This window comes from Gluconobacter aidae (genome assembly GCF_009547075.1).
Taxonomy (GTDB): Bacteria; Pseudomonadota; Alphaproteobacteria; order Acetobacterales; family Acetobacteraceae; genus Gluconobacter; species Gluconobacter aidae.
In genome coordinates, this window is the sequence record NZ_WIPH01000026.1 from 13,533 (window position 1) to 36,273 (window position 22,741).

Here is a 22,741-nt window from a genome sequence, read left to right on the forward strand (position 1 = left end):
ATTACTTCAGCAGGTCGAGTGTGCGGGACAGCATGGTCCGGGTGCTCGACAGGGCGTTGAGGTTGGCTTCGTAGGAACGTTCGGCTTCGCGCATATCCATCATCTCGGTCATGGAATCCACGTTGGAAACCTTGACGTAGCCGCGCTCGTCAGCGGCGGGATGCGAGGGATCATAGCGTGTGTCGAAGTCTGACATGTCCTGCCCGACATTCTGGACATCCACGGTGGAGGCGCCCGTTTCGTCGTCTACGTGTTCGGCGAAGGTGATGGTCTTGCGGCGATAGGGATCCGCGCCGGGCTGGGAGCCGGTCGTATCCTGATTGGCGAGGTTTTCCGCGACGATGCGCAGGCGCTGGGCCTGTGCGTCCATGCCGCTTGCGGAAATGCCGATGGTGGTGGACAGGTTCATCCGTCAGGCTCCTTACTTGCCGAGTGCCGTCTGGAACATGCTCAGATATTTCGAATAGACATTCACGGCGAGATGCTGCTGGTCGTTCACGTCCGCGACCTGTTCCATCTGCTGGTCCAGGGAAATCTGATTGCCGTCCAGGGACTGTTCGGATGTGGTCTCGATGGTGTGGGTGCCTGAGGCGTTGTAACCGATATGACCGGGCTGGGTGACGGTGGGCGTGATGTCGAATTCGCTCATCGCTGCCTCGAACGGGGAGACATCCTTGGCCTGATAGTCCGGTGTGTCGGAGTTGGCGATATTGCCGGCCAGCACCTGCTGGCGCGCTTGAAGCCAGTTCATGCGGTCACGGCCCAAAGAAAAAAGGTCGGTGCCGCCTGCGCTGGTTGGGTCGATGTTACGCATCGAGACAGTCTCCATCATGCAGGTGCCGGAAAAATCCCGGCGAAGTGCATGATGGCGCGAAATCTTTAATAAATGGTTGCTTGAGCCGTCGATTCTGCGGCGGGGGAAGAGTGTGAGGGGATCTCGTTAGGCTTCGTAGTCGTTACCGGGCGTAGAGCGATTCATAGCCTCTTCTAAAGTCTTTCCGGTGCTGTCTTTCCACTTCGTCCAGCCGTTGACTGAATGTCCCAGCAGGGCGGTGGCCGCAGGACTTGGGGCTTTGAACAGTACGTCGCGGATGAAATAAATGCGGTCGCCTTCAATGCGGAGAAGACCTTGCTCCAGCATGGTCTGTCGCTTCTGGGCATAATTAAAACTGCTAGAAACTTCAGCGCGGCCATAAGAGCCTGCCAGTACCACCAGTCCTTCTTGCGTATACTGGGCGCGTCCGTCCACGCCGGATGCGTGACAATAAAATTCGGTTGGGATGGACTGTTTCTGTGAATCCAGAACAGGTTCAGTCGTCTGAGTGACCGCGACAGGATTCCGGTTGCGGATGAGGGGTTCGAAAATCGGGTATCCCAAGGTCGTCAGCAGGATGTCGATCGTTTCGAAGACTTCGCGGCATTCTGCCTCCAGCGCGGGAAGGGTGTGGGGTTTTGTGCCGCCTGTGCCGTTGTCCATTTCAAAGCGCTGGGCCTGTGCGGCATGGCTGAGGGCGAGCCATTCCAGATAGTGCGCGTGTGTGACAGTCAGGCTTTAAGTGAGCGAGAAGGCGACGACGGCCCGGTTCCACCACAGGCCCTTCTTTTCGTTGTGCTGTTTCAGGCGGTTTCCGAAATTTCCGGTCTGTCCGACATAGGCTTTCGGCCGTTCCGTTTCGTCGTTTTCGCCAAACAGGATGTAGATGCCGACCGAGTTGGCTTCGGGCCGCCCCAGAAATTCCTCCAGTCGGAGGCGGGGGATTTCGACAACCTGCACGATCCGGGTGGTGATGGAGGCGATACGGATTCCCTGCGGGTCTCCGGAGGGAAGGAAAATCTGGATCGTTTGGGGATGGGTGTTCACGACGTCTGGTCCTGCGCAGAAACATTCAGAAAATATTTCTGACAGGGACAGCATGCTCAGGACAGGGGTTTTCTGCTTTTTGGACAGTATCTTTGGCAAAACTAACAGGCAATTAAGCGGTCGTTAACAGGTCTTGGGCATCATGCCGGAGAATGAGGATGACTGACCTATGACCCTGCATGAATGCGTGAACGCGATTGCTGCGCTGATTTTCATTATCGTGCTGATTTTCTGTACCCGCCCTTTGTTGCGCTTTCTGGAACAGAAAAAGGGCGGTGCTCGGGACGGGCAGGCGGGACTGTCGCTTGTGGGCCAGATGGCGCTGGACAGGACGCGGAGTCTTTCGGTCGTGCGTTATGGCGCACGGGAGGTTCTGATCCTGACGGGTGGAAGTCAGGACATCCTGATCGACTGGACGGAGCGGGAGACGTTTGCTTCGGCCCTCGACGCTTCTGGCGCGGAGGACGTGTCATGAAGAAGGGTCTGGCCGTGCTTTGGGGGCTGATCCCGGTTTTCGTATTGCTGGCCTGTCTGATTTTTCCCCATCTGGCGTATGCGCAGGCGGTGAGTATCGATCTGGGGCAGAATGGTGCTTCTGGGGGCGCCGGGACGACCAGTCGGCTGGTGCAGTTGACGGCGCTGATTACTGTTCTGTCACTGGCGCCGAGCCTGCTGGTGATGATCACGGCGTTCACGCGGATCGTGATCGTTCTGTCCCTGCTGCGCAGTGCACTGGGCGCGCAGGGGACGCCTCCCAATACGGTTCTGATCGGGTTGGCGCTGTTTCTGACGCTGTTCGTGATGCAGCCGACGCTTCAGAAGTCCTGGGATGCGGGGATCGAGCCGCTGATGGCGGGACGTGTCGGCGAAATGGAAGGTCTGACGGCCGCGGCCCAGCCGTTCCATGATTTCATGGCGGTGACGGCACGTCCTGCGGATGTGGCGACGTTCCTGAACATCTCGCATGAGAAGCCACCCGCGAAGATCGGGGATACGCCGTGGCGTGTGCTGGTTCCGGCCTTCATGATCGGGGAACTGCGTCGCGGTTTCGAGATGGGATTTCTGCTCTATCTGCCGTTTCTGGTCATCGATCTGGTGGTGTCCAGTGTGTTGATGAGCCTTGGCATGATGATGCTGCCACCCAGTACCGTGTCCCTGCCGTTCAAGCTGATCTTTTTCGTTGTGGTGGACGGCTGGTCGCTGGTGGCGGGAAGTCTGGTACGAAGTTTCACCGGGTAGGAGCCCGGGTCTAGAAAAGCCCCGCCGGTCAGGAGATCGGCAGGGCTTTTTCGTCAGTTTCTGTTGTCGTTCGTCGTGCCTGCGGCGAGGCCGGCGGCGCGGGGGTCCGTGGAGCCGCGGCACGAATCGTTGCCATGGCAGAGGATGGCATTGATGCGGCCAGCACCTTCATGCGGGATCGGGGTTTCGTGTGCGGCGGCGCGGGCAGCGTCTCCGACGGCATCGGCAGCTTCATTCTGGCCGGAAGCTGCGATGACGGCGCGCAGGTTGCGCTGGTCACGCAGGACGGCGGCGGAGAGCAGCGGCTGGGGCGTGCGGGCGGGGGATGCGCCGAGGACGACGCCGGTGCTGCCCGCGATACGGCCTGTTCCGAACAGATTGTTGTCACTCAGGACGCAGGCCACGGCCATACCGGCATGGTCGGTCACGACAAAGGATGTCGAGGCCGGAAGAGGCGGAAGGGAGCCGCCACCGGAACGGCCGCTGTTGAGGGCTGCCTGGGCGGCAGCGAGCGATGTGTTGCCGGAGGCCCGCCACGCGGCGACGGTGCCCTGTGCGGAGGCGCCGGTCGTGTATCGGACGGCTGCCCCAAGGCCACCATCGGCTGGCGGGGCCAGGAACGAGGCGTCCACACCGCCCTGGCGGGTCGTCAGGGCTTCTGTCTGGAGGGGGAGGGTCTGGCGCATGTCGTCATCGTTCAGGCCACCTCCCGCTTTCTGGGCCGCGGTCACGTAGACGTCAGCCAGAGCCCCGTTATAGAGGTCGCCGACGCCTGCGACGCGGATGCGCTCCAGGAAGCCTGCGAGGCGCGGCTGGGCCAGGCTGTCACCGGCCACGAGAGTGGAGGCGTCGCCGCGACCGAAGATGGCGCGGGCACCGTCATCGGCCAGAAGGGCCGGACGCACGGCGGCCAGATCGGCTGCCAGCGTGCGGCTGACAGTGATGCCCGTGCTGGCGAGATTGAGAGCCGGAGCGATCAGATCATTGAAATCGACCGTGCCGTAATGGAGCTGCATCAGATACAGGCCGCGAAAGCTGGCCGGCGTGGCGGCCGGACGATCGGCGCCTTTGCTGGTGCCTGCGCGGGTCTGGAACGTGATGGACTGTGCCACTTCGCCCGGACGACTGACGAGGCAGGCGCCGCCGCCGCCGAAAGAGGCGCGGGACGGCAGTGTGACGCCGAGCGCCAGGGCCGTTGCCGTTGCTGCATCGGCCGCGTTGCCACCGCGCGCCAGAACATCATGGCCGACCAGGGCCGCCTGCGGCTCGTCAGCGACGACCGTGCCGATGCTGCCCCCTGCGGGAGCAGTTGTTTCGCTGATGCCGACGAAATGGACCCCCGGAATCCACGAGCATGCCCCCAGAAGAAGGCCCGAGGCGACTGACGCCAGAAGGGAGCCCGGGAGGCGGGAAGAGACGCGACGGGCCTGTGTGGCGTCCGGGGTGGAAATCTGGTGCTGTCGATGCGCCACCTGGCGTTTCTCCAATGTCTGGTCACGACTGTTCGGCCTCGTGGCCTTCGCGGATGGGCCTTCTTCGCGGATGACGGGTCTGCGCAGTGGTGCCGGATCCGGTTGTTGTTCCCTCATAACGGGAATCTGTGGTTTGTGGGAGAGGCGAGTTGGTGTCTTCTCTTTGCCACAGACCTTCTTTATGCCGTATGGACCTGATACCCTGTCTTTTCTTACAGTTGACCCGGAGCTTTCCGTTGAGACATCCTTTGCTTGCCACAGCGTCCGCCGTTGTTGCCGGAATGGCCTTTCTTGTGGGCGGTCAGGCTCTGGCTGCTCCGGCGACCTCCTTCACGCCTGCCCAGCGGGCCGAGATTGTCGGCATCATGCGTCAGGCGCTGCAGACTGATCCGAGCATCCTGACGGATGCCATCCGCTCGATCCGCGAAAAGGCCGAGGAGCAGAAGCAGGATTCGACGCTTGCTGCCGTGAAGGCGCATCAGTCCGAGCTTCAGAGTGCGCCCGATTTCGCCATCCGGGGCAATCCGCATGGCAGGATCACGGTGGTGGAGTTCTACGATCCGCGCTGTTCATACTGCCGGTCCATGATGGGCGAGGTGGACAGTTTCCTCAGTCGCCATCCGGATGTCCGGCTGGTTGAGAAGGTCGTACCGGTTCTGGGCAACAACAGCGTTCTCGACACGCGGGCGATTTTCGCCGCCAGCGCACAGGGCAAGTATGAGGCCATGCGCCGTGCCCTGATGGCGGACACCACCAAGCCGAGCATGGAGCGGATCGTCGAACTGGCCCAGGCCAATGGCATTGATGTGAAGAAGTTGACGGCTGACATGAGCTCACCCCAGACCGTGGCGCTGATTAACACCAATCTGGATCAGGGGCGCGCCGTTGGTCTGGACGGAACGCCGACGTTCATTTTCGGTACGGCGGCCGTGGCTCCGGGTGCGCTCGAAGCGGATCAGATGGATGCGTTTCTGGAGCGTGCCCGAAAAGCATAGGTCTCCGGACACTTTGATCGGGGCACTTTAAGGTGTCAGCGTTTCTCGCTGTCTGCGCCTGAGCCATCCGCGTCCCCGTTGCCGTCAAGGATGCCGGCGCGGGACGGAGCATCCGAACCCGGCTGAACCGTCCGGGTGATCGCGGCGACTTCGTCATCAGATGCGGCAGGAGGCGTTCTGTGGTTCGGGAACCGGCTGTCGGGACTGTCAATGTCGCGTTGCAGCACATTGGCAAGCGCTTCGGGATCCGTGCGTTCGGCAGCCTTCAGAAGGCGTTCGGCCAGGGCGTCGTCTCCGATCTGCCGGGCGCGGAGAGCAGCCTCGGCCTGTTCGGTCGCGACCTGGTATTTGCGGTCTTCGCCTTCGAAGGGAGTGTCATCGATGATGGACATGAAGCGTATCTTCTTTCTGGGGGCGCGATTGGGTTGGGGCAGAACTGAAAACACGATCATGCTGCCGCGGTTCCCGAAAGGCATGTTGAGGATCTCCGTATGATAACGGCGCGGATGAAGGAAAGCCGGATGAAGCTGACTGGAAACGACCCGGTGGCAGTGATGGGGATCGTGAACGTCACGCCGGATTCCTTTTCCGATGGTGGCCGTTTTCTGTGCCCTGAAGCGGCTCTGGCTCATGGACGGGCGTTGCTGGCGGACGGGGCGGACCTGCTGGACGTCGGTGCTGAATCCACGCGACCGGGATTTGAGCCTGTCCCGGCGGAAGAGGAATGGGCGCGGCTTTCGCCGGTGGTGGGGACGCTTGTGGCGGAAGGGGCCGTCGTTTCGGTCGATACCACCAAGGCGCTCGTGGCCCGGCGGGCGCTTGAGGCTGGCGCTGACGTTATCAACGATGTCTGGGGATTGCAGGCTGATCCGGAAATGGCATCCGTGGTGGCGGATTCGGATGCCGTGGCCGTGCTGATGCATAACCGGAATGAGGTGGATGCGGCGCTGGATCTGCGTGCGGATTGGCGACGTTTCTTTGACCGCTCGCTGGAACTGGCGGAACAGGCTGGACTGGCGCGGGGACGGATCGTGCTTGATCCCGGTGTCGGGTTTGGCAAGACGCAGGCGCAGAATGTCGAGGCCGTAGCACGTCTTGGAGAGCTGAAATCCGAATATGGGCTGCCGGTTCTGCTGGGGGTGTCGCGCAAGTCGATGTTCGGGCATTTTCTGGGGCGCGCGGCGTCCGAGCGGCTGGCGGGGACGCTGGCGACCAATCTGTACGGAGTGGAGCAGGGGGCCGCGATCCTGCGGGTACATGATGTGCGCGAGCATGTGGATGCGCTGAAAATGCGCCAGATTCTGAAGGATGTCCGATGATCGTTCCTGCCCTGACTTCCGTTTTCGTGCGGGATCTGTGCCTGTTTGGCTATCATGGCGTGCTGCCGGAAGAGACGCGGATCGGGCAGCGTTTTGTGGTCGATATCGAGATCCGGGCCGATCTGTCAGGCGCGATTGCGGGCGATGATTACGAGCAGGCCGTCTGTTACGGGACGCTGTGCGATATCGCTTCGGCCATTGTGACGGGGCCGCCTCTGCAGCTGATCGAGACAGTTGCGGGGCGGATTTCCGAGGCGGTTCTGGCGAAGCTGGAGCGTGTGGAATGGGTGCGGGTCGAGGTGCGCAAGCCTTCCGCGCCGGTGCCTTATGCGGTGTCGGGAACGGCGGTGTCCGTCGAGCAGGCCCGGGTGCAGGAGGTTGCGTTCTCGCTGGGAAGCAATCTGGGGGAGCGCGAGGCTGTTCTGGCGGCGGCGGTGGATCGGCTGTCGCTGGTGGACGGGCTTGAGATCGCGGATGTGTCGTCGCTGTATGACAGCGCGCCCTGGGGCGGAGTGGAGCAGCCGGCGTTTGTGAATATCTGCGCCATCGGGCGGACAACGCTGGAGCCTCATGCGCTTCTGCGGGTATGCAAAGCGATCGAGGCCGATCTGGGGCGTGTGCCGGGTGTGCGCTGGGGCGCGCGGGCTGTTGATATCGACATTCTTTATTATGGAGCGCGGGACATCCGGAACCGGGTGCTGACGCTGCCGCATGCGTGTCTGTTCGAGAGGGCTTTTGTGCTTGAGCCTCTTGCGGAAATTGATCCAGATCACGTCATTGGTGGACGTCGCGTGCGGGACGCGCTAGCAGTCCTGCCGCGGAGCCCGGGGGATGTGACCCGGCGCGCGCCTGACGGCACCGGCCGTTGGGGCATCAAGGAGCCTGAACCCGCATGACCAACCTGAACGCCACGATCATGACCGCCGCCTCGGCACGTCTGTCGGACAGTCAGGACAGCCTTTCTTCCGAAGAACTGCGCCCCATGGGAGCATTGCCGCTGCCTGCGGATGCGGAAGTGCGGATTGCGGGTGCCGTGCGGGAGATCCTTGAAGCGCTGGGCGAAAACCCGGAGCGTGAAGGTCTGCTCGATACGCCGCAGCGCGTGGCGAAGATGTATCTCGAGGTATTCAGCGGTCTTCATCAGGATCCGCGGGATCATCTGAAGACGCAGTTTTCGGCGGACCGGCATCATGGTGCGGTGATCGTCAAGGACATCCGCTTCCATTCCATGTGCGAGCATCATCTGCTGCCGGTCTATGGCAAGGCGCATGTTGCCTATCTGCCGGCGGGCGGTCGTCTGACGGGGCTGAGCAAGATTGCACGGCTGGTCGAAGGCTTTGCCCGCCGTCCGCAGCTTCAGGAACGCCTGACGGACCAGATCGCGCAGGGCATGGAAGATGTGCTCGCGCCGGAAGCCGTGCTGGTTGTGATCGAAGCCGAGCATATGTGCATGAGCATGCGCGGCGTGCGCTCGCCCGGCTCCACGACCGTGACCTCCATTGCGCGCGGCACCTGGCTGCGGGACAGCGCAGCCAGAATGGAAATCATGTCGCTTCTGCGGGGTTGAGGCCGCTTTCGCTGGATCAGATCCGCCGGGATCAGATCGACGTGACAGGTCTGGTGTCGTATGCCTTCTGGACCTGTGCGGCGATTTCCGCGCCTGCGATGACGTCAAATCCCTTTGCCGCCAGTCGCAGGACAACTTCATGCCCGAATCCGGGACCTGCACCTGCAATGAGGATGGTTTTCATCTGTTCTTTTCTGGCCTGAGGGGGTTATTTTCCTCCCGACGCGCCGCTCAGTTCCGTCTCTTTCTTCCCGGCGCGCAAAGCCGCATGTCCGGCATCAGAATGAAGGAGTGATGCCCGTGTCATTTGGAAAGAACGTGTTTCAGGCCCTGACGCGCTATGCGCTGGCGGCCCAGATTGACGAATGGGGCTGGAATATCGGCCCGCATACTTATGGTGCGCCCACTGTTCTGGAGGTGGAGGAAGCAGGGCTTACCATCGGCGATTACTGCTCGATCGGGCCCGGTGTCACGATCATCCTGGGCAATCATCGCGCCGATCTCGTCAGTACCTATCCTTTCAGAACCCTGTCGCATTTCTGGCCATCTGCTGCAGAGGGAGAGAACGATCACTCCTCAAAAGGAGACGTCATCATTGGCAATGACGTCTGGATCGGGGCGCATGCCACGATCATGTCCGGGGTGACGATCGGGGATGGCGCCGTCATTGCCGCACAGGCTCTCGTCACGAAATCGGTGCCCCCTTATGCGATTGTCGGTGGCAATCCGGCAAAAGTGATCCGCTACCGTTTTTCCGAAACGGTCATTGCGCGCCTGCTGGCGCTGGCATGGTGGAAGTGGCCGGAAACGCTGGTGGAAGAACGCTCTGGCCGTCTGATGAGCGACGGTATCGAAGCGTTCCTGGACCTTTATGAAAATGCTCCGTACGGGTCCGGGGACGGTTCATCCTGATTTGGTGAGTGGCATTGCGCCTTCATGAGACGGCAGGCTTGCAGTACGGTTTCTTGAAACCGTCGTGCCGGAACTCCCCGGGTGTCCGTGCGATTGGGCTGTGTCGGGAAACGTGCCGCGACAGGGGGTGATCCGTGGGGTCCTTCGGGAGTGGTGACGGTTTTCCCTGTATCGAAGGGGATCTTGATGAGTACCGCGGAAACGATGATGTCTCAGATGGCGGAAAAAGGCGGATTTATCGCTGCTCTGGATCAGAGCGGCGGATCCACGCCTGGTGCGCTGAAACAGTATGGCATCCCTGAAAGCGATTACTCGGGTGAGAGCGAGATGTTTGCGCGCATGCACGAGATGCGGGTGCGGATCATCACGGCGCCGTCTTTCACGGGAGAGAAGGTGATCGGGGCCATCCTGTTCGAACGAACCATGGATGGAGACGTGAAAGGCGAACCGGTCCCGGCCTATCTCTGGCGTGAGCGGGGTGTCGTTCCGTTCGTGAAGATCGACAAGGGCCTGGAAGCGGAAGTGGACGGCGTCCAGCTCATGAAGCCGATGCCGGGGCTGGATGACCTGCTGGAGCGGGCCGTGAAGCTGGGTATTTACGGAACGAAGGAGCGCTCCACGATCCGCCTGCCGTCCGAGAGCGGGATTCGCGCTATCGTGCAGCAGCAGTTCGCGGTGGCAGAACAGGTTCGCAGGCACGGGCTGGTGCCCATTCTGGAGCCGGAAGTGCTGATCAAGAGCCCGGACAAGGCGGCGTGTGAGCAGCTTTTGCATGACTGTGTTCTGGAGGAGCTTCAGAGGCTTCCCGAAGACGCGCGAATCATGCTGAAGGTGACAATTCCGGAAGTGCCGGATCTGTATGACGATATCGCGCGGGATCCGCGCATGGTCCGTGTCGTGGCGCTGTCAGGGGGCTATCCGCTGGATCAGGCCTGCGAAAAGCTGCGCCATAATCATCGGATGATCGCGAGTTTCTCCCGGGCCCTGATCGGGGATCTGCGCCATCAGATGGATGATGCGCAGTTCGATGCGACGCTGGGCAGGACGATCGATCAGATCTACGACGCTTCGGTCCACAAGGTCTGAGACCCGGGTTCCGGGCCGGATGTCAGGCGATGCTGGCGTCCGGTCTGTTCCACCAGCACAGTTCCGGTGGCCGCGAAACGGTGGGCAGGTAATGCTGCGGGTTGCCGCCAAGACGGACGGTGTTGGTGGGCGTCTCTTCCAGTTCGATCTCATGGACACGCAGGATGTCGCCCTGATCCGCGAGGATGGCGGTCAGTTTGGCGAGCATGAGGGCCGCCATCAGTTCCGTTGTCGGATCGCCGGGCGTGACGACGATGCGCTGGGCGCGCTCGGGTTCGTTTTCGCGGAACCAGGTCAGTAGCGGATCGGTTTCAGAAAGCTGGAGCGCGTGATCGAGGCTGTTGTCCACGAAATGGTGCCAGCGCGTCTTGGCCTCGGCGAAGGGCAGGATCATGTTCGCATGACCGTCCAGCCGGGCCTGTTTCGCCGGGCGCAGTGTTACGCGGACATATTCGTTATGGCCGTGCGGAATGGCGCAGCGTTCGCTGGCCCCGGTGATGAGTCGATGCCCCATGCAGAAACGACGGGTGAAGACGAGTTCAGCAGTCATACGGCGCCTCCATGCAAATGGCGGCTCTGCTGGTAGCGCCGCCAGCCATCGGCACGCAGGTTGCAGGCCGGGCAACCGCCACAGCCATAGCCCCAGTCATGCTGATGGGTCCGATCGCCCATATAGCACGAATGGCTGTCACGATTGACGAGGTTCACGAGCTTCTGGCCGCCAAGTTCTTCGGTCAGGTCCCAGGTCTGGGCCTTGTCGATCCACATCAGGGGCGTGTGCAGGACGAAGCGCTGGTCCATGCCGAGGTTCAGGGCGACCTGAAGCGCCTTGATCGTGTCATCGCGGCAGTCGGGATAGCCGGAATAATCGGTTTCGCAGACGCCGGTGACGATATGGCGCGCATTGCGGCGCACCGCGAGCGCTGCTGCGAAGGTCAGGAAAATGATGTTGCGTCCCGGCACGAAGGTGTTGGGCAGACCGTTCTCGCTCAGGCCGATCTCGGCTTCGCGGGTCAGGGCCGTTTCGGACAGGGCGCCGAGGGAGGCGAGGTCGATCGTGTGATCTTCGCCCAGGCGTGCTTTCCAGTCCGGCGAAAAAGCGGCCATCTGCTCGCGCAGTGTCTCGCGGCATTCGAGTTCGATGGCGTGACGCTGTCCGTAGGCGTAGCCGACTGTCTCGACGCGGTCGAAGCGGGAGAGGGCCCAGGCGAGGCAGGTTGCGGAATCCTGACCGCCGGAGAACAGCACGAGCGCGGTGTTGCTGCTGATGGTCATGGTCAGGGGATTCCGATCAGCTTGTGGGTCTGGAGCGACAGGCGCCAGCGCGGGTGGCGCAGGCAGTAGGCCACGGCGGCCTGTGTGTTGGCGATGCGGTCGGGGCCGTCCATCGGCTGGAGCCAGAAATGGCGGAAAGAAAGCTTCTCGAACAGCTCGGGCGGCAGCTCGGGCTGGGGATAGACCAGTTTGAGTTCCGCACCTTCGGTCTGCACGAGCACTCCGCCCGGCTTGGGGCTGACGCAGATCCAGTCGATTCCGGCGGGGGGCGCGATGGTGCCGTTGGTTTCCACCGCAATTTCAAAACCGCGGGCCTTTACGGCGGCAATCAGGGCGCCATCGAGCTGGAGCAGAGGTTCGCCGCCCGTGAAGACGACATAGCGCCGGCCGCTGTCATCGGCCGTACCGGTCCAGCAGGTTTCGATGGTTGAGGCCAGAGCCTCAGCCGTCTCGAAACGGCCACCGCCTTCACCGTCCGTGCCGATGAAATCGGTATCACAGAACGTGCAGGCAGCCGTGGCGCGATCCTGCTCGCGGCCCGACCACAGGTTGCAGCCGGCGAAACGGCAGAACACCGACGCGCGGCCTGTCTGTGCACCCTCACCCTGGAGGGTCACGAACATTTCCTTCACAGCATATGACATGACCGCAGCATGTCGGCGAGGTTGGCGCAGGATGCAAGGGAAATCATCACATCGCTCCAAGGCGATGCAGGCTGAGGGCGGTTTCGGGTGTCAGGGGGGATGGGCAGGACACGCTTTCATGGTAGTGAGAGCGCATGGAAGACATGAATGCCCGTTCTCCTGTTCTGGTTCTTGAACCCCAGCGTGGATGGGGGCTTGTCCGTTCTGGCGTAGCCGACCTCAGAGCAGGTCTGCGGCTGTTTCCGCTCGCCGCGGCACTCGGCTGGCTGGATATCAAGCTGCGGTATCGCGGCTCCATTCTGGGACCGCTGTGGTTGACGCTCTCTACCGCCGTGATGATCGGCGCAACAGGTGTGGTGTACGGCTACCTCTTTCACATGGACCTGAGAACCTATCTGCCCTTCCTGTCGCTTTCAATCGTGCTGTGGGGATATATCGGCACGGTCGTCAATGATGCAGGAACGGTCTTTACGCAGAACACCCCCCTGTTCCATTCGATGCGGATACCGGCCAGCCTGCCCGTCATGCAGGTGATCGTCCGGAACCTGCTGATCCTGCTTCATAATATAGTGGTAGTCGCCGTCGTATTCGCGGTCTTCCGGATCTGGCCGCACCAGATCTGGAGCCTGCTGCTCAGCCTTCCGGTCTGGATCGTGGACAGCTTCTGCGTCATCCTGCTGATCGGGATGCTGGGCGCGCGCTTTCGCGATATCGCACCGATCGTGGCGTCCCTGATGCAGATCTTCTTCTTTGTGACGCCGGTCATCTGGAAGCCCGAGCTAATCACGACCGGACGTCAGTATCTGCTGCTCGATCCGTTCTATTCGCTGCTTGAAATCGTGCGCGCGCCTCTTCTGGGGCGGACGGTCGATACGGTCGTCTGGGGCGCGGCCATCGGGCACAGCGTGCTCCTGTGGCTTCTGGCAGCCATCCTGTTCTGCCGGATGCGGTCGCGCATTCCCTACTGGATCTGATCTGATGCCCGGTATCGTTGTTGACCGTCTCTGTATCGATTTTCCGCTGTATCATGGCCAGAGCCGATCCCTGAAACGTCAGGTCGGCAAGACCCTGACCCGCTTTGCACCGTCTTCGCCTTCGGCGCATCTGATGCATGACCAGCGGGAACGCACGATTGTCAGCGTGCTGCGGGAAATCAGTTTCACACTGCGTTCCGGCGAGCGGCTGGGGCTGATTGGCAGTAACGGCGCTGGCAAGACCACGCTCCTGCGGGCGCTTGCGGGCATTTATGAACCTGTTGCCGGGCGCGTCCGGCTTGAGGGGACGATGCGGACCCTGCTGGATAGCAGTCTGGGCATGAATCCCGATCTGACCGGTCGTGAAAACATCCGTCTCAAAGGCCGGTATGAAGGGCTGTCACGCCAGCAGATCGACCGGATCGAACAGGACGTACAGGACTTCGCGGAGCTCGGGCCTTACATGGACCTGCCGGTGAAGGCTTACAGTGCAGGAATGAGTGTCCGTCTGGCGTTCGGTCTGGCGACAGCGTCTGCCCCGGAGATCCTGCTGATGGATGAATGGTTTCTGGCGGGCGACGGCATTTTCATGAACAAGGCCCGCACCCGGCTTGAGGAACTCGTCCAGAAGGCGGAGATCCTGGTGCTCTCGACCCATCAGCCCGAAATCATGCGTCAATGGTGCACGCGTGTTCTATGGCTGGAGAATGGACATGTCCGGATGGATGCCTCACCCGACGAAGTTCTGGACGTCTATCTGGCACACACGGACTGAGACGCCCTCAGCTCCCTGAACCAAACCGTGCGAGCGTCCAGGTCGTCCCGAGATACAGGATGATCGTAAGGGCACACCCTGCCATCAGGGCCACCCAGAACGGCACTCCCACCCTCAGCAGCCGCGGAATGAACAGAAACATCGGCAGGGACGGAAGCACATACCAGAACGTCGCTTCCGCATGGCGGCTCATGACGATGCGGTCAGGCTTTTCCAGCCAGAGCCAGATCATGCCCAGAACCGATACCAGCGGCAGAGATGCAATCAGGGCACCCGCTCCCGGATAGCGTCGTGCGACGCCTGAGGCCGCGGCGATCAGAACACCCGAGATCAGACATTTCAGGATGAAGAAAACCATATTCTTACCTAGGGGCAAGTCGTCGTTTTCGGAATTTATTTTTCTGGGAATATGGCCAACTCCAAGAGAGGAGTGGCGCGAGTGACGGGGCTCGAACCCGCGACCTCCGGCGTGACAGGCCGGCGCTCTAACCAACTGAGCTACACCCGCAAAGCTGCTTTCCAGCATCTTGGGACCTTCCGTTCGGGAAGCTGTATTGGCTTCCTCTCGGTCGGTGGCGGTGATTTATCAGCCTGCCCGGGGGGTGGCAATAGGGTTTTCTGAAAAAAAGCTCAGCCGGCCAAAAAAACTGCTTTGCCCGACAGGAGCGGGACGTGTCTTTTGTAACGGATCGAGACAGGCGCGGGGATGTCGTGATGCTGAATCGGATGAAGGCGTTTCTGCTGACGGGGATTTTTTTGCCGGTTCTGAACAACTGCGGCGTTCATCGCTCGTGCCGCGATCAATGGACACCCCGTCGCGCTGATCGTTGATATAAGGGCGTTCGCCACTACGATCGGCTATGCACTCACATGGGATCCGGTCAGGAATTATCGCTATCATTTCGAAATCCTCCAGATGTCTGAGAAGCATTAACGGAGTTTCAATCAACTGTTCTCTAGGAAGGTAAGCATCTGGTCGGCCGCATGCGGCTCCCGTGGTGTGATCTGTGTTTCTGGAGGCGGTCTGGCATGTCCGACATGCGCTTTGTTCCCATGCAACGGAGTTTCCTGTTGCGCAGGCGTCTGCTTCTGGCGTTTGCTGTTCCTCTTGCCGTTTCTGCCTGTCTGCTGGGCTGGAAACTGAAGATTGCCGGTATCCACACCGTCGGTGTCTGGAAGTCCGTTTTTCCCGAACTGGCTCTTCCTGCTCTCTTTGGTGTTACAGGAATTGTCGCTTTCTTTCAGGTGGCCACATGGGGAGACAGCCTGCTCGGAGCCGTGAGGCAACTCGCGGCAGAAGGAACACTGCCACGGAATGTCCGTGAAGCCAGCCTGATCCGGCTGCAAGCCATACTCGGCGAAGCGCGCACGTATGCCGAGCGAAGCGACGCCATGGCTGCCGCGGCGCAGTCTGCCCTTGCGACAGCCCGGATCGAGGCTGAAGAGACCCGTCAGTCTGCAAGGGAAGAAGTGTCCGGGCATGAACGGGTCATTGCGGTTCTTGGCAATGCCATGGCCAGCCTGCGCGATGGCGAACTGGATTTTCGTCTCGAGGAAGCTCTACCGGACCGGTACGACCGGTTGCGGCAGGCTTTCAACGATACCGCATCCTCGCTTCAGAAGATGATGGTTTCGCTGAATGACAGTATTTCGACCATCTCGTCCGGATCTGCGGAAATCGCGTCGGCTGCGGATGATCTGGCCCGGCGGACGGAACTTCAGGTCGCCCGTCTGGAAGAAACCACGATCTCGGTTGGGAATGTCACGGAGACTGTTCGCAAGACGGCCGCAGCCTCCGTCCATGCCAGCGAGGTTGCAAGCCAGACTCGTGACCGGGCAGAGCGGTCGGGTGAAGTGATGGCAGCCGCTACCGCGGCCATGCAGGACATCCAGCAGTCTTCCATCCATATCGCGCAGATCCTTGGGCTGATTGATGATATCGCCTTTCAGACCAACCTTCTGGCATTGAATGCCGGCGTTGAAGCTGCTCGGGCGGGTGATGCGGGCAAGGGATTTGCCGTTGTGGCCGCTGAAGTCCGTGCTCTTGCCCAGCGCTCGGCCGATGCCGCCAAGGAAATCAAGGGACTTATCACCTCGAGTACGCAGCAGGTCAGCCGTGGCAGTTCTCTGGTTGAAGAGACGGGAACCGCGATGAAATCCATCGTGGAAAATGTCAGTGAAATCAGCGTCCTGATCGGTGAAATCGCGACTGCTGCGCGTAGTCAGGCCAACGACCTTTCGGAAATCAGTATTGCGGTCAGCCAGATGGACCAGAACACCCAGCAGAATGCTGCGATGGTCGAAGAAGCAACCGCAGCCAGTCATAATCTGAGCGCAGAAGCCCGGGAACTCGTTGGAAGCCTTCAGCGGTTTCGTCTGAAGAGCATGCATGATGCGGAGCAACCTTTTTTAGAGAGCGAAGCGTCAGCTTTTCCTGCCCCGGAATCACAGTGGGAGAGTGAGTCTTTTCAGACATCAGATGAAGGATGGGAGGAGTTCCGCTGATGAGCATTCTGATGCTGCCCGAGATACTGGACACCGGATATGCCGTTCCTTTTTCGGAACGTCTCAAAAAGGAAGAAAGGGATTTTGTTTTTGACGGCAGTCAGGTTGGCCGGGTCGGTGGCCTGTGCTTCCAGTTGCTTGTTTCCGCATACCGTACGGCGCGAATGCAGGGTTCAAGGTTCGAAATCAGGAATATTTCTGATGCGATGAAGGAAAATCTTCGGCTGATGGGGGGAGACTTCCTCCTGGAGGCGCAGGGCGACGCATGAATATCCTGATCGTTGATGATTCCCGAACCATGAGGGACCTAATCAGCCGAGAACTGCGCAACGACGGTTATGATGTGGAAACATCGGAAGATGGCGTCGAGGCGCTGGAGAAAATTTCTCATTTTCTGCCAGCTGTCGTCATAACGGATCTGAATATGCCGCGTATGGACGGATTGCAACTGACCAGAGCCCTGCGTGCGCGGTCAGACACAAAATACGTTCCCATTATTTTTCTGACCACGGAATCCGGAGATGATCTTCGACGCGCCGCACGTGAGGCGGGTGCGACCGGCTGGATTGTCAAACCGTTCGATGGTCCCAGGCTGATTGCAGCGGTGAGGCGTGTCAGCGCATGAACACTGAAGATTTCACCGAGGATATGGACGCGATCCGGCTGATCTTCTTTGACGAATGCGATGAGCAACTTACCCTTCTTGAAGAAGAGTTGACGGCGCTTGAGGAAGAGCCGGGAAATGGAGAGAAGATCAACACGATCTTTCGATGTGTTCACTCGATCAAAGGCGGAGCGGCCGCCTTCGGGATGGAAGATCTGGTAAGATTTTCTCATCTTTTTGAAAGTGTGCTTGACCGCTTCCGGTCAGGAGAATTGTCTGTAAATGCTGAGAGTATCAAAATTTTTCTCAAGTGTAAGGATGCACTGTCGGATATCGTTGCGAGTTTTAAAAATGGTGCCAGTACCTACGGGGTTGCTCCCGAGATAACCGCCGACCTGAAGCGCTACCTCGGATCTGACGTCTCGGAACCTGAGTCGACCTCTGAAAATGTCGAGATGGAAGATATCTTCGGGATGTCTTTTGCTCCGGTTAAAATCGAAATTGATGGACCCAGTGAGCGGCAGTTTTCAATTGTCCTGACTGTATCGTCGGAGTTTTATGAACGCGGGGATGACGTCCGGAATATCCTGATGGCATTGGGTGGCCTGGGTCAGGTCAACGTGCAGGTTGATAGCGATGCTGTGCCATTCCTTTCTGATATTTCAGTCTGCCAGAGTTATCTGACCTGGCAAATTCTCCTGACAACAGAAAAGTCAAGAGAGAGTATTGACGAGATTTTTGACTGGTGCGCCGATGATCTGCGTGCGGTCGTTACATCCGTACCCGAAGAGCCCAAGCAAATCACAGTGCCATCGGCTCCGGATGTGGAAGAGAAAACAGATCTACCGGTCAGGAAAGGAACTGAACGCAAGGACTCTGCGACCGTGCGGGTTGATATCCAGCGGATCGACAAGCTGGTCGATCTGATTGGAGAACTGGTGATCAATCATGGAGCCATTCAATCTCAGATGCGTCGTAACAAGGTCCCCGGAGATTCATTTCTGGGGACCGTGGTCACAGCGCAGGAGCAGCTTATCCACGAACTGCAGGAAAACGTCATTACGATGCGCGCCTATCCGATCAAGACGGTCTTCCAGAAACTGGGCCGTGTTGTGCGTGAGACCGCCAGACTGACAGGAAAACAGGTTCGGCTTGTGCTGGAGGGAGAAGACACGGAGGTCGATCGGTCCATTCTCGAAAAGTTGTCCGATCCTCTGACGCACATGGTGCGTAATGCCATTGATCATGGCATTGAAAGTCCAGAAGTCAGAATACAGGAAGGAAAGGCTCCGGAGGGCCTGCTTCGACTACGAGCCTTTCAACGTTCTGGTCGAATTATCGTGGAAATTCAGGATGACGGAACTGGCTTAGATCCGGACAAAATTTATGGCAAAGCTGTTGAAAAGAAGATTATTGAAAAAGACCAAAAGCTGGATCGGGAAGAAATCTATTCCCTGATTTTCGAGCCGGGGTTCTCGACTGTTGCGGAAGTGACGGATGTTTCTGGTCGGGGCGTGGGGATGGACGTTGTCAAACAAAGTCTCCAGCAGATCAACGGGCGGATTTTCATCAATTCCGCGAAGGGAAGAGGGACGATATTTTCGATTTCCCTGCCTTTTACCCTCTCCGTTATCGAAGGCATTATTTTCAAATCAGAAGGGCAGGATTTTGTAATTCCAATCAATAATGTTTCGGAGACGATAATATTTGACAATAAGAAAGCTTTCCATATTGGAGATGGGAAATATGGATATCCTTATCGGGATAGTTATCTGTCCGTAATTTATGCTTCTGATCTGCTTGGTCTTCCTTCTTGCAAAAAAAATCAGAAAATATGCTTCGTAATTGAAAATGAAAACGAAGAAAAAATGGCATTAATTGTTGATAAGATTATAGATCAATCGAGATTTGTAGTAAAAAATCTTGAAGATAATTATCGAAAAATTGACTGCTTCTCTACTGCGACCATTTTAGGAGATGGTAACGTAGCATTTATTCTTGATGTAGAATTTCTATTTGGTGAACTTTTGAAGAAAAGGGAAAATTCACTGGAGGAAAGCGTATGATTGAGGAAAAAATGCTTATTTTTTCTTTGGGAAATCAGGAATTTTCCATCCAGATTTCGGTTGTCAAAGAAATCAAGATCTGGTCGAAGGCAACACCTTTCCCGGCGGCGCCGACATTTGTCGAAGGAGTGGTGAATGTCCGGGGATCAGTCATCCCACTCGTGGACATGGCCCGGATGATGGGTGTTACTGAGAACGAAAATGAGAAAAGGGCTATTATTTTCCTGGAAAACAAAGACAAGGTTATCGGGTTTTCGGTTTCGAATGTGACAGATATTTCGGGTGTAGATGACGAAAGTTTCAAGCCGCTTCCAGAAATTTCCAGCGATCACCTCAAATATTTTTTGAATGGAATCCAGTCGATAGCAGATCGTCTGATATTTTCTGTGAATGTGGACGCACTGTTTGAAGGAAGTCTGCAATGACGGTAGTCAGTATGCTGGAAAAAGACGGCGTTTCAGACGAAAACTTCCGAATTATTGCCGGAATTGCCCTGAATTATGCCGGGATTTCTCTGTCAGAAAAGAAAAAAAACCTCGTCTATTCGCGAATTTCTCGCCGTGTGCGCCAGACAGGTTTTGGTTGTTTTGATGAATACTGTGCTTTCCTGATGAGTGAAGCGGGTGCCGCTGAACAGCAGCACCTCGTCTCGGCGCTGACAACAAATGTCACCAGCTTTTATCGGGAAAAACATCATTTTGTATGTCTGGAGCGTCTGCTTCGTCAGCAGTTATATGCCCGTCTTGGGCGTGGAGAAGAACTCAGGATCTGGTCCGCCGCCTGCTCGAGTGGTGAAGAGGCATATTCGATCGCCATGACAGTCATGAAGTGTCTGTCCACCATCCCGAATTTGAAAGCGAAAATTCTGGCGACAGATATTGATTCTGATGTTCTGAGGCAGGCTCGCTTGGGAAGCTATGCTTCCGCAGAAGCCGCAGCTCTTTTTGAAGATGGAATGCTGACGTCTTGTCGGCTTGAGGGCAATCGGATCGTCATGTCCGAAAAAATCCGGGATATGATCCGTTTCCGACATCTTAATCTATTGGAACCCTGGCCATTCTCATCCTGTTTTCATGCTATTTTCTGCAGAAATGTTGCGATATATTTCGATCGCGAAACGCAGGATAGATTATGGGGCAGTCTCTCTGAACGTATTGTTCCCGGGGGAGAACTTTATCTGGGCCATTCGGAGCGTATCGCTCATCCTGAGCGCTTTGGAATGGAAAGCATGGGATATAATGCCTATCGCAAGGTTTCATCCGGCGGGAGGCGCTCTTGAGTGCTTCCAGACCTGTGACCGTTGTCGTCGTCGATGATTCCCTGACGACCCGCGCCTTGATCGCCGCAGCGCTCCGCAGGGATCCCAGAGTAAAGATCGTAGGAACTGCGGGCACGCCGTTTGAGGCTCGTGATCTTATCGTGCGATTGAATCCTGATGTGCTGACGCTCGATTTCGAGATGCCGTCTATGAACGGTCTGCAGTTTCTTGAAAAAATCATGCGATTGCGGCCGATGCCCGTGGTGATGGTTTCGGGTCATCTTTCCAGCCATCGGGGACTAGTTGAGCAGTCGCTACGGATGGGAGCGGCGGAGTGGTATTCGAAATCGACCGTCACAAGTGGCGAGGAGCCGTTTGCGGGCCTGGGAGATGCGATTGTCCGGGCTGTGACCGTGAAGAAGCCAGTTCCTGTGCCAGTTGACGCTCTGGCCGGAAACAGGATTTCCCTGCAGACAGGAACGGTGGTCGGGATTGGCGCATCGACCGGTGGTGTGGAAGCCCTGACGGATGTTTTGGGGCATTTCCCTGTGGCCTGTCCGCCGACGGTTATTGTGCAGCACATGCCGCGCCAATTCTCAGAAAGCTTTGCACGTCGTCTGGACCGGATTGTGAAGCCGGAGGTCAGATTGGCGGAAGATGGCGATATGCTGAAGCCTGGTACGGTTTATGTCGCGTCGGGTGGAGAGCGCCATCTGCGTGTTCGCTGTGGCGCCCGGTCTGGCGAATATGTCTGTCAACTGGTTGCGGCCCCTCCCGTCAATGGACACCGTCCATCCGTGGATGAACTGTTCTATTCCCTTGCTGCCACAGTCGGGAAAAATGCCATCGGGGTCATCCTGACCGGAATGGAATGCGACGGCGCGCAGGGTTTGCTGGCTATGCGTCATGCCGGAGCTTCCACCCTCGGTCAGGATCGGGCGAGTTCCGTCATCTATGGTATGCCCCGGGCAGCATATGAACTGGGTGCCGTCGAGAAGCAGCTTCCCCTTTCCGCTATCGGCTCCGCCATTCTCAATCTTTGTGAACGCCGTTCTCTGGAGACATGTCCATGATTTCCGCCTCCTCCATGTCAGTCCTTCTTGTCGACGATCAGACCACCATTCGCTCTATCCTGCGTAATACGCTGACCCAGATCGGCTTCGTACAGATCGCGGGTGTCCGGAATGGGCTGGAAGCGCTTGAGCACCTCAAAAACAATCAGGTTCATCTGATTATTTCAGATTTCAACATGCCGGACATGGATGGGCTTGAACTTCTCAAAGCAGTCAGAAGCAATGCACGCACGGCGAAAACTGGTTTCATCATGTTGACCGGGCAGGCCAGCAAGGAGCTGGTGCAACAGGCCATTGCGGAAGGGGTGAATAATTTCCTGGCCAAGCCTTTTACGGCCAGTTCGCTCAAATCCCGTATCGAAGCCGTTTTTGGACCGATCTGCAGTGTCTGAGGCGTCAGGGAAGCTGGCATTGTCGCAAATTCTGCAAGGCGTGGGTGTGCAACTGGCTGTAAGCCTTCAGGACCTGCGGCAGCTGGAGGATGCATGTCTGAAGGCGTGTCGGGGTGAGAGTGCCGCGTGCCTGCAGGATTTCGACAGAATCACGCAGGTTCTGGACCAGTTGGCGCAGTGTTGCGAGCAACTGAGTCATGAGAGCGGTGTGAGGGAGGTGCAGGTTCAGCGTTCCATAGTGGATCGTCTGACACTCTCAGAGGTTCGGCAGCGCCTGCTGGCAGGCGCCATTCAGGTTTCCCCCGAGGCGGGGGAGATAGAATTTTTCTGAGATTCCGGGAGAATTTTGTCAGCTCGGCTTGCTGGCGTCATCGGGATTGGAGCGGATCATGGTCCGTTGTTTCTGTAGGCCACGAATGATCTGTTCGACGTCCTGCGGGCCGAAGACGATCCCCACCGGACCATAAGCCGGGTGCTGGAAAGCCAGCATGGAGCCTTCGGTCAGGGCATCGATCTGCAAGGCCCAGTTCGTTGTGTAGACCGGCGTAAAGCGCGCACCGGCAATAGATGCTGGCGGCTGCGTTTCAATGAGGCTCGCATGCGCCAGACCGAGACTGGTGATTAACTGGGCGAGCTGCTTCTCGTCCAGGGCAATGCTGCCTGACACGCCGCTGCCTTGCAGAAAAGACAGGATGATGGCCTTGCCGTCCTCTGAACGTGTGAC

Annotated in this window: 31 protein-coding genes and 1 tRNA gene; 19 read left to right on the plus strand and 13 right to left on the minus strand. The window is 58.3% G+C overall.

Translation table 11 applies throughout. The features are described from left to right. Position 1: 1 nt before the first annotated feature. From flgC to GFJ39_RS14270, 4 genes are all read right to left on the minus strand, one after another. On the minus strand, positions 2-409 hold the full coding sequence (gene flgC / locus GFJ39_RS10605) for a flagellar basal body rod protein FlgC (RefSeq protein WP_011253054.1): 408 nt from the start codon (positions 407-409) through the stop codon (positions 2-4). 12 nt (positions 410-421) lie between these two features. After that, on the minus strand, positions 422-814 hold the full coding sequence (locus GFJ39_RS10610; protein WP_062508426.1) for a flagellar basal body rod protein FlgB: 393 nt from the start codon (positions 812-814) through the stop codon (positions 422-424). A 126-nt stretch (positions 815-940) separates the two neighbouring features. Next, positions 941-1,477 carry a DUF4357 domain-containing protein gene (locus tag GFJ39_RS14265; RefSeq protein ID WP_228391901.1) on the minus strand — a complete coding sequence of 179 codons (537 nt, stop codon included), beginning with the start codon at positions 1,475-1,477 and terminating at the stop codon, positions 941-943. Between the two features lie 75 nt (positions 1,478-1,552). Further along, positions 1,553-1,861 carry a GIY-YIG nuclease family protein gene (locus tag GFJ39_RS14270; protein ID WP_325062919.1) on the minus strand — a complete coding sequence of 103 codons (309 nt, stop codon included), beginning with the start codon at positions 1,859-1,861 and terminating at the stop codon, positions 1,553-1,555. A gap of 169 nt (positions 1,862-2,030) precedes the next feature. On the opposite strand from GFJ39_RS14270, the gene GFJ39_RS10620 reads away from it, so the two are divergent. Further along, complete coding sequence (locus GFJ39_RS10620) at positions 2,031-2,336, plus strand: flagellar biosynthetic protein FliO (RefSeq protein WP_153431308.1); 306 nt, start codon at positions 2,031-2,033, stop codon at positions 2,334-2,336. Next, positions 2,333-3,100 carry a flagellar type III secretion system pore protein FliP gene (fliP, locus tag GFJ39_RS10625; RefSeq protein WP_153431309.1) on the plus strand — a complete coding sequence of 256 codons (768 nt, stop codon included), beginning with the start codon at positions 2,333-2,335 and terminating at the stop codon, positions 3,098-3,100. The genes GFJ39_RS10620 and fliP overlap by 4 nt, the downstream gene beginning before the upstream one ends. A gap of 53 nt (positions 3,101-3,153) precedes the next feature. Here the strand turns inward: fliP and GFJ39_RS10630 are convergent, their stop codons facing one another. Then, complete coding sequence (locus GFJ39_RS10630) at positions 3,154-4,572, minus strand: gamma-glutamyltransferase (RefSeq protein WP_325062920.1); 1,419 nt, start codon at positions 4,570-4,572, stop codon at positions 3,154-3,156. A gap of 236 nt (positions 4,573-4,808) precedes the next feature. On the opposite strand from GFJ39_RS10630, the gene GFJ39_RS10635 reads away from it, so the two are divergent. Next, the gene (locus tag GFJ39_RS10635) at positions 4,809-5,567 is read left to right on the plus strand and encodes a DsbA family protein (protein ID WP_228391903.1); all 759 of its coding nucleotides are present in this window, start codon (positions 4,809-4,811) and stop codon (positions 5,565-5,567) included. A 35-nt stretch (positions 5,568-5,602) separates the two neighbouring features. Here the strand turns inward: GFJ39_RS10635 and GFJ39_RS10640 are convergent, their stop codons facing one another. Further along, positions 5,603-5,959 carry a hypothetical protein gene (locus GFJ39_RS10640; protein ID WP_228391904.1) on the minus strand — a complete coding sequence of 119 codons (357 nt, stop codon included), beginning with the start codon at positions 5,957-5,959 and terminating at the stop codon, positions 5,603-5,605. Between the two features lie 129 nt (positions 5,960-6,088). On the opposite strand from GFJ39_RS10640, the gene folP reads away from it, so the two are divergent. From folP to folE, 3 genes are read left to right on the plus strand one after another with little or no spacing between them, the layout of a single operon-like run. Next, entirely contained in the window at positions 6,089-6,886 is a 798-nt protein-coding gene (folP, locus tag GFJ39_RS10645) for a dihydropteroate synthase (protein ID WP_228391905.1), read from the plus strand. After that, positions 6,883-7,782 carry a 2-amino-4-hydroxy-6-hydroxymethyldihydropteridine diphosphokinase gene (folK, locus tag GFJ39_RS10650; protein WP_153431313.1) on the plus strand — a complete coding sequence of 300 codons (900 nt, stop codon included), beginning with the start codon at positions 6,883-6,885 and terminating at the stop codon, positions 7,780-7,782. The genes folP and folK overlap by 4 nt, the downstream gene beginning before the upstream one ends. After that, positions 7,779-8,453, plus strand: a complete 675-nt coding sequence (gene folE / locus GFJ39_RS10655; protein ID WP_080691937.1) for a GTP cyclohydrolase I FolE — start codon at positions 7,779-7,781, stop codon at positions 8,451-8,453. The genes folK and folE overlap by 4 nt, the downstream gene beginning before the upstream one ends. 31 nt (positions 8,454-8,484) lie before the next feature. Here folE and GFJ39_RS10660 read toward each other — a convergent pair whose 3' ends face one another. Beyond that, complete coding sequence (locus tag GFJ39_RS10660; RefSeq protein WP_228391906.1) at positions 8,485-8,637, minus strand: hypothetical protein; 153 nt, start codon at positions 8,635-8,637, stop codon at positions 8,485-8,487. Positions 8,638-8,753: 116 nt separating this feature from the next. On the opposite strand from GFJ39_RS10660, the gene GFJ39_RS10665 reads away from it, so the two are divergent. Both GFJ39_RS10665 and GFJ39_RS10670 read left to right on the plus strand, forming a co-directional pair. Beyond that, positions 8,754-9,365, plus strand: a complete 612-nt coding sequence (locus GFJ39_RS10665; RefSeq protein WP_325062921.1) for a CatB-related O-acetyltransferase — start codon at positions 8,754-8,756, stop codon at positions 9,363-9,365. A 186-nt stretch (positions 9,366-9,551) separates the two neighbouring features. After that, positions 9,552-10,451 carry a fructose bisphosphate aldolase gene (locus tag GFJ39_RS10670; protein WP_153431315.1) on the plus strand — a complete coding sequence of 300 codons (900 nt, stop codon included), beginning with the start codon at positions 9,552-9,554 and terminating at the stop codon, positions 10,449-10,451. 22 nt (positions 10,452-10,473) lie between these two features. On the opposite strand, the gene GFJ39_RS10675 is transcribed toward GFJ39_RS10670, so the two are convergent. The 3 genes from GFJ39_RS10675 to queE are packed head-to-tail and all read right to left on the minus strand — an operon-like array spanning position 10,474 to position 12,370. Beyond that, the gene (locus GFJ39_RS10675) at positions 10,474-11,001 is read right to left on the minus strand and encodes a 6-carboxytetrahydropterin synthase (protein WP_153431316.1); all 528 of its coding nucleotides are present in this window, start codon (positions 10,999-11,001) and stop codon (positions 10,474-10,476) included. Further along, the gene (gene queC, locus GFJ39_RS10680) at positions 10,998-11,726 is read right to left on the minus strand and encodes a 7-cyano-7-deazaguanine synthase QueC (RefSeq protein ID WP_153431317.1); all 729 of its coding nucleotides are present in this window, start codon (positions 11,724-11,726) and stop codon (positions 10,998-11,000) included. The genes GFJ39_RS10675 and queC overlap by 4 nt, the downstream gene beginning before the upstream one ends. Positions 11,727-11,728: 2 nt before the next feature. Next, entirely contained in the window at positions 11,729-12,370 is a 642-nt protein-coding gene (queE, locus tag GFJ39_RS10685; RefSeq protein ID WP_153431318.1) for a 7-carboxy-7-deazaguanine synthase, read from the minus strand. A gap of 134 nt (positions 12,371-12,504) precedes the next feature. Between queE and GFJ39_RS10690 the strand changes: the two genes are divergently transcribed. Both GFJ39_RS10690 and GFJ39_RS10695 read left to right on the plus strand, forming a co-directional pair. Then, entirely contained in the window at positions 12,505-13,344 is an 840-nt protein-coding gene (locus tag GFJ39_RS10690; protein ID WP_153431319.1) for an ABC transporter permease, read from the plus strand. Positions 13,345-13,348: 4 nt separating this feature from the next. Further along, on the plus strand, positions 13,349-14,119 hold the full coding sequence (locus GFJ39_RS10695) for an ABC transporter ATP-binding protein (protein ID WP_153431320.1): 771 nt from the start codon (positions 13,349-13,351) through the stop codon (positions 14,117-14,119). Between the two features lie 7 nt (positions 14,120-14,126). Here the strand turns inward: GFJ39_RS10695 and GFJ39_RS10700 are convergent, their stop codons facing one another. Together GFJ39_RS10700 and GFJ39_RS10705 are read right to left on the minus strand one after the other, a co-directional pair. Next, on the minus strand, positions 14,127-14,477 hold the full coding sequence (locus tag GFJ39_RS10700) for a DUF3147 family protein (RefSeq protein WP_153431321.1): 351 nt from the start codon (positions 14,475-14,477) through the stop codon (positions 14,127-14,129). A 73-nt stretch (positions 14,478-14,550) separates the two neighbouring features. Further along, positions 14,551-14,627: transfer RNA gene (locus tag GFJ39_RS10705), tRNA-Asp, on the minus strand. A gap of 521 nt (positions 14,628-15,148) precedes the next feature. On the opposite strand from GFJ39_RS10705, the gene GFJ39_RS10710 reads away from it, so the two are divergent. From GFJ39_RS10710 to GFJ39_RS10750, 9 genes are read left to right on the plus strand one after another with little or no spacing between them, the layout of a single operon-like run. After that, positions 15,149-16,624: a methyl-accepting chemotaxis protein gene (locus GFJ39_RS10710; RefSeq protein ID WP_153431322.1), complete on the plus strand. Its 1,476-nt coding sequence runs from the start codon at positions 15,149-15,151 to the stop codon at positions 16,622-16,624. Further along, positions 16,624-16,893 carry an STAS domain-containing protein gene (locus GFJ39_RS10715; RefSeq protein WP_194285353.1) on the plus strand — a complete coding sequence of 90 codons (270 nt, stop codon included), beginning with the start codon at positions 16,624-16,626 and terminating at the stop codon, positions 16,891-16,893. The genes GFJ39_RS10710 and GFJ39_RS10715 overlap by 1 nt, the downstream gene beginning before the upstream one ends. After that, on the plus strand, positions 16,890-17,249 hold the full coding sequence (locus GFJ39_RS10720) for a response regulator (protein ID WP_153431324.1): 360 nt from the start codon (positions 16,890-16,892) through the stop codon (positions 17,247-17,249). Before GFJ39_RS10715 ends, GFJ39_RS10720 begins: the two co-directional genes overlap by 4 nt. After that, positions 17,246-19,294, plus strand: coding sequence for a chemotaxis protein CheA (locus GFJ39_RS10725; RefSeq protein WP_153431325.1), 2,049 nt, complete (start codon positions 17,246-17,248; stop codon positions 19,292-19,294). The genes GFJ39_RS10720 and GFJ39_RS10725 overlap by 4 nt, the downstream gene beginning before the upstream one ends. Continuing rightward, positions 19,291-19,719 carry a chemotaxis protein CheW gene (locus GFJ39_RS10730; protein WP_153431326.1) on the plus strand — a complete coding sequence of 143 codons (429 nt, stop codon included), beginning with the start codon at positions 19,291-19,293 and terminating at the stop codon, positions 19,717-19,719. Before GFJ39_RS10725 ends, GFJ39_RS10730 begins: the two co-directional genes overlap by 4 nt. Continuing rightward, positions 19,716-20,573: a CheR family methyltransferase gene (locus GFJ39_RS10735; RefSeq protein WP_153431327.1), complete on the plus strand. Its 858-nt coding sequence runs from the start codon at positions 19,716-19,718 to the stop codon at positions 20,571-20,573. Before GFJ39_RS10730 ends, GFJ39_RS10735 begins: the two co-directional genes overlap by 4 nt. After that, positions 20,570-21,625 carry a protein-glutamate methylesterase/protein-glutamine glutaminase gene (locus GFJ39_RS10740; protein WP_153431328.1) on the plus strand — a complete coding sequence of 352 codons (1,056 nt, stop codon included), beginning with the start codon at positions 20,570-20,572 and terminating at the stop codon, positions 21,623-21,625. The genes GFJ39_RS10735 and GFJ39_RS10740 overlap by 4 nt, the downstream gene beginning before the upstream one ends. Beyond that, a complete protein-coding gene (locus tag GFJ39_RS10745; RefSeq protein WP_153431329.1) occupies positions 21,622-22,017 on the plus strand; it encodes a response regulator in 396 nt (131 codons plus the stop codon). Before GFJ39_RS10740 ends, GFJ39_RS10745 begins: the two co-directional genes overlap by 4 nt. Before the next feature lie 19 nt (positions 22,018-22,036). Then, positions 22,037-22,348 carry a hypothetical protein gene (locus tag GFJ39_RS10750; RefSeq protein ID WP_153431330.1) on the plus strand — a complete coding sequence of 104 codons (312 nt, stop codon included), beginning with the start codon at positions 22,037-22,039 and terminating at the stop codon, positions 22,346-22,348. Between the two features lie 18 nt (positions 22,349-22,366). On the opposite strand, the gene GFJ39_RS14085 is transcribed toward GFJ39_RS10750, so the two are convergent. Next, positions 22,367-22,741: hypothetical protein (locus GFJ39_RS14085; protein ID WP_194285354.1), on the minus strand; the 375-nt coding region annotated here is incomplete at its 5' end.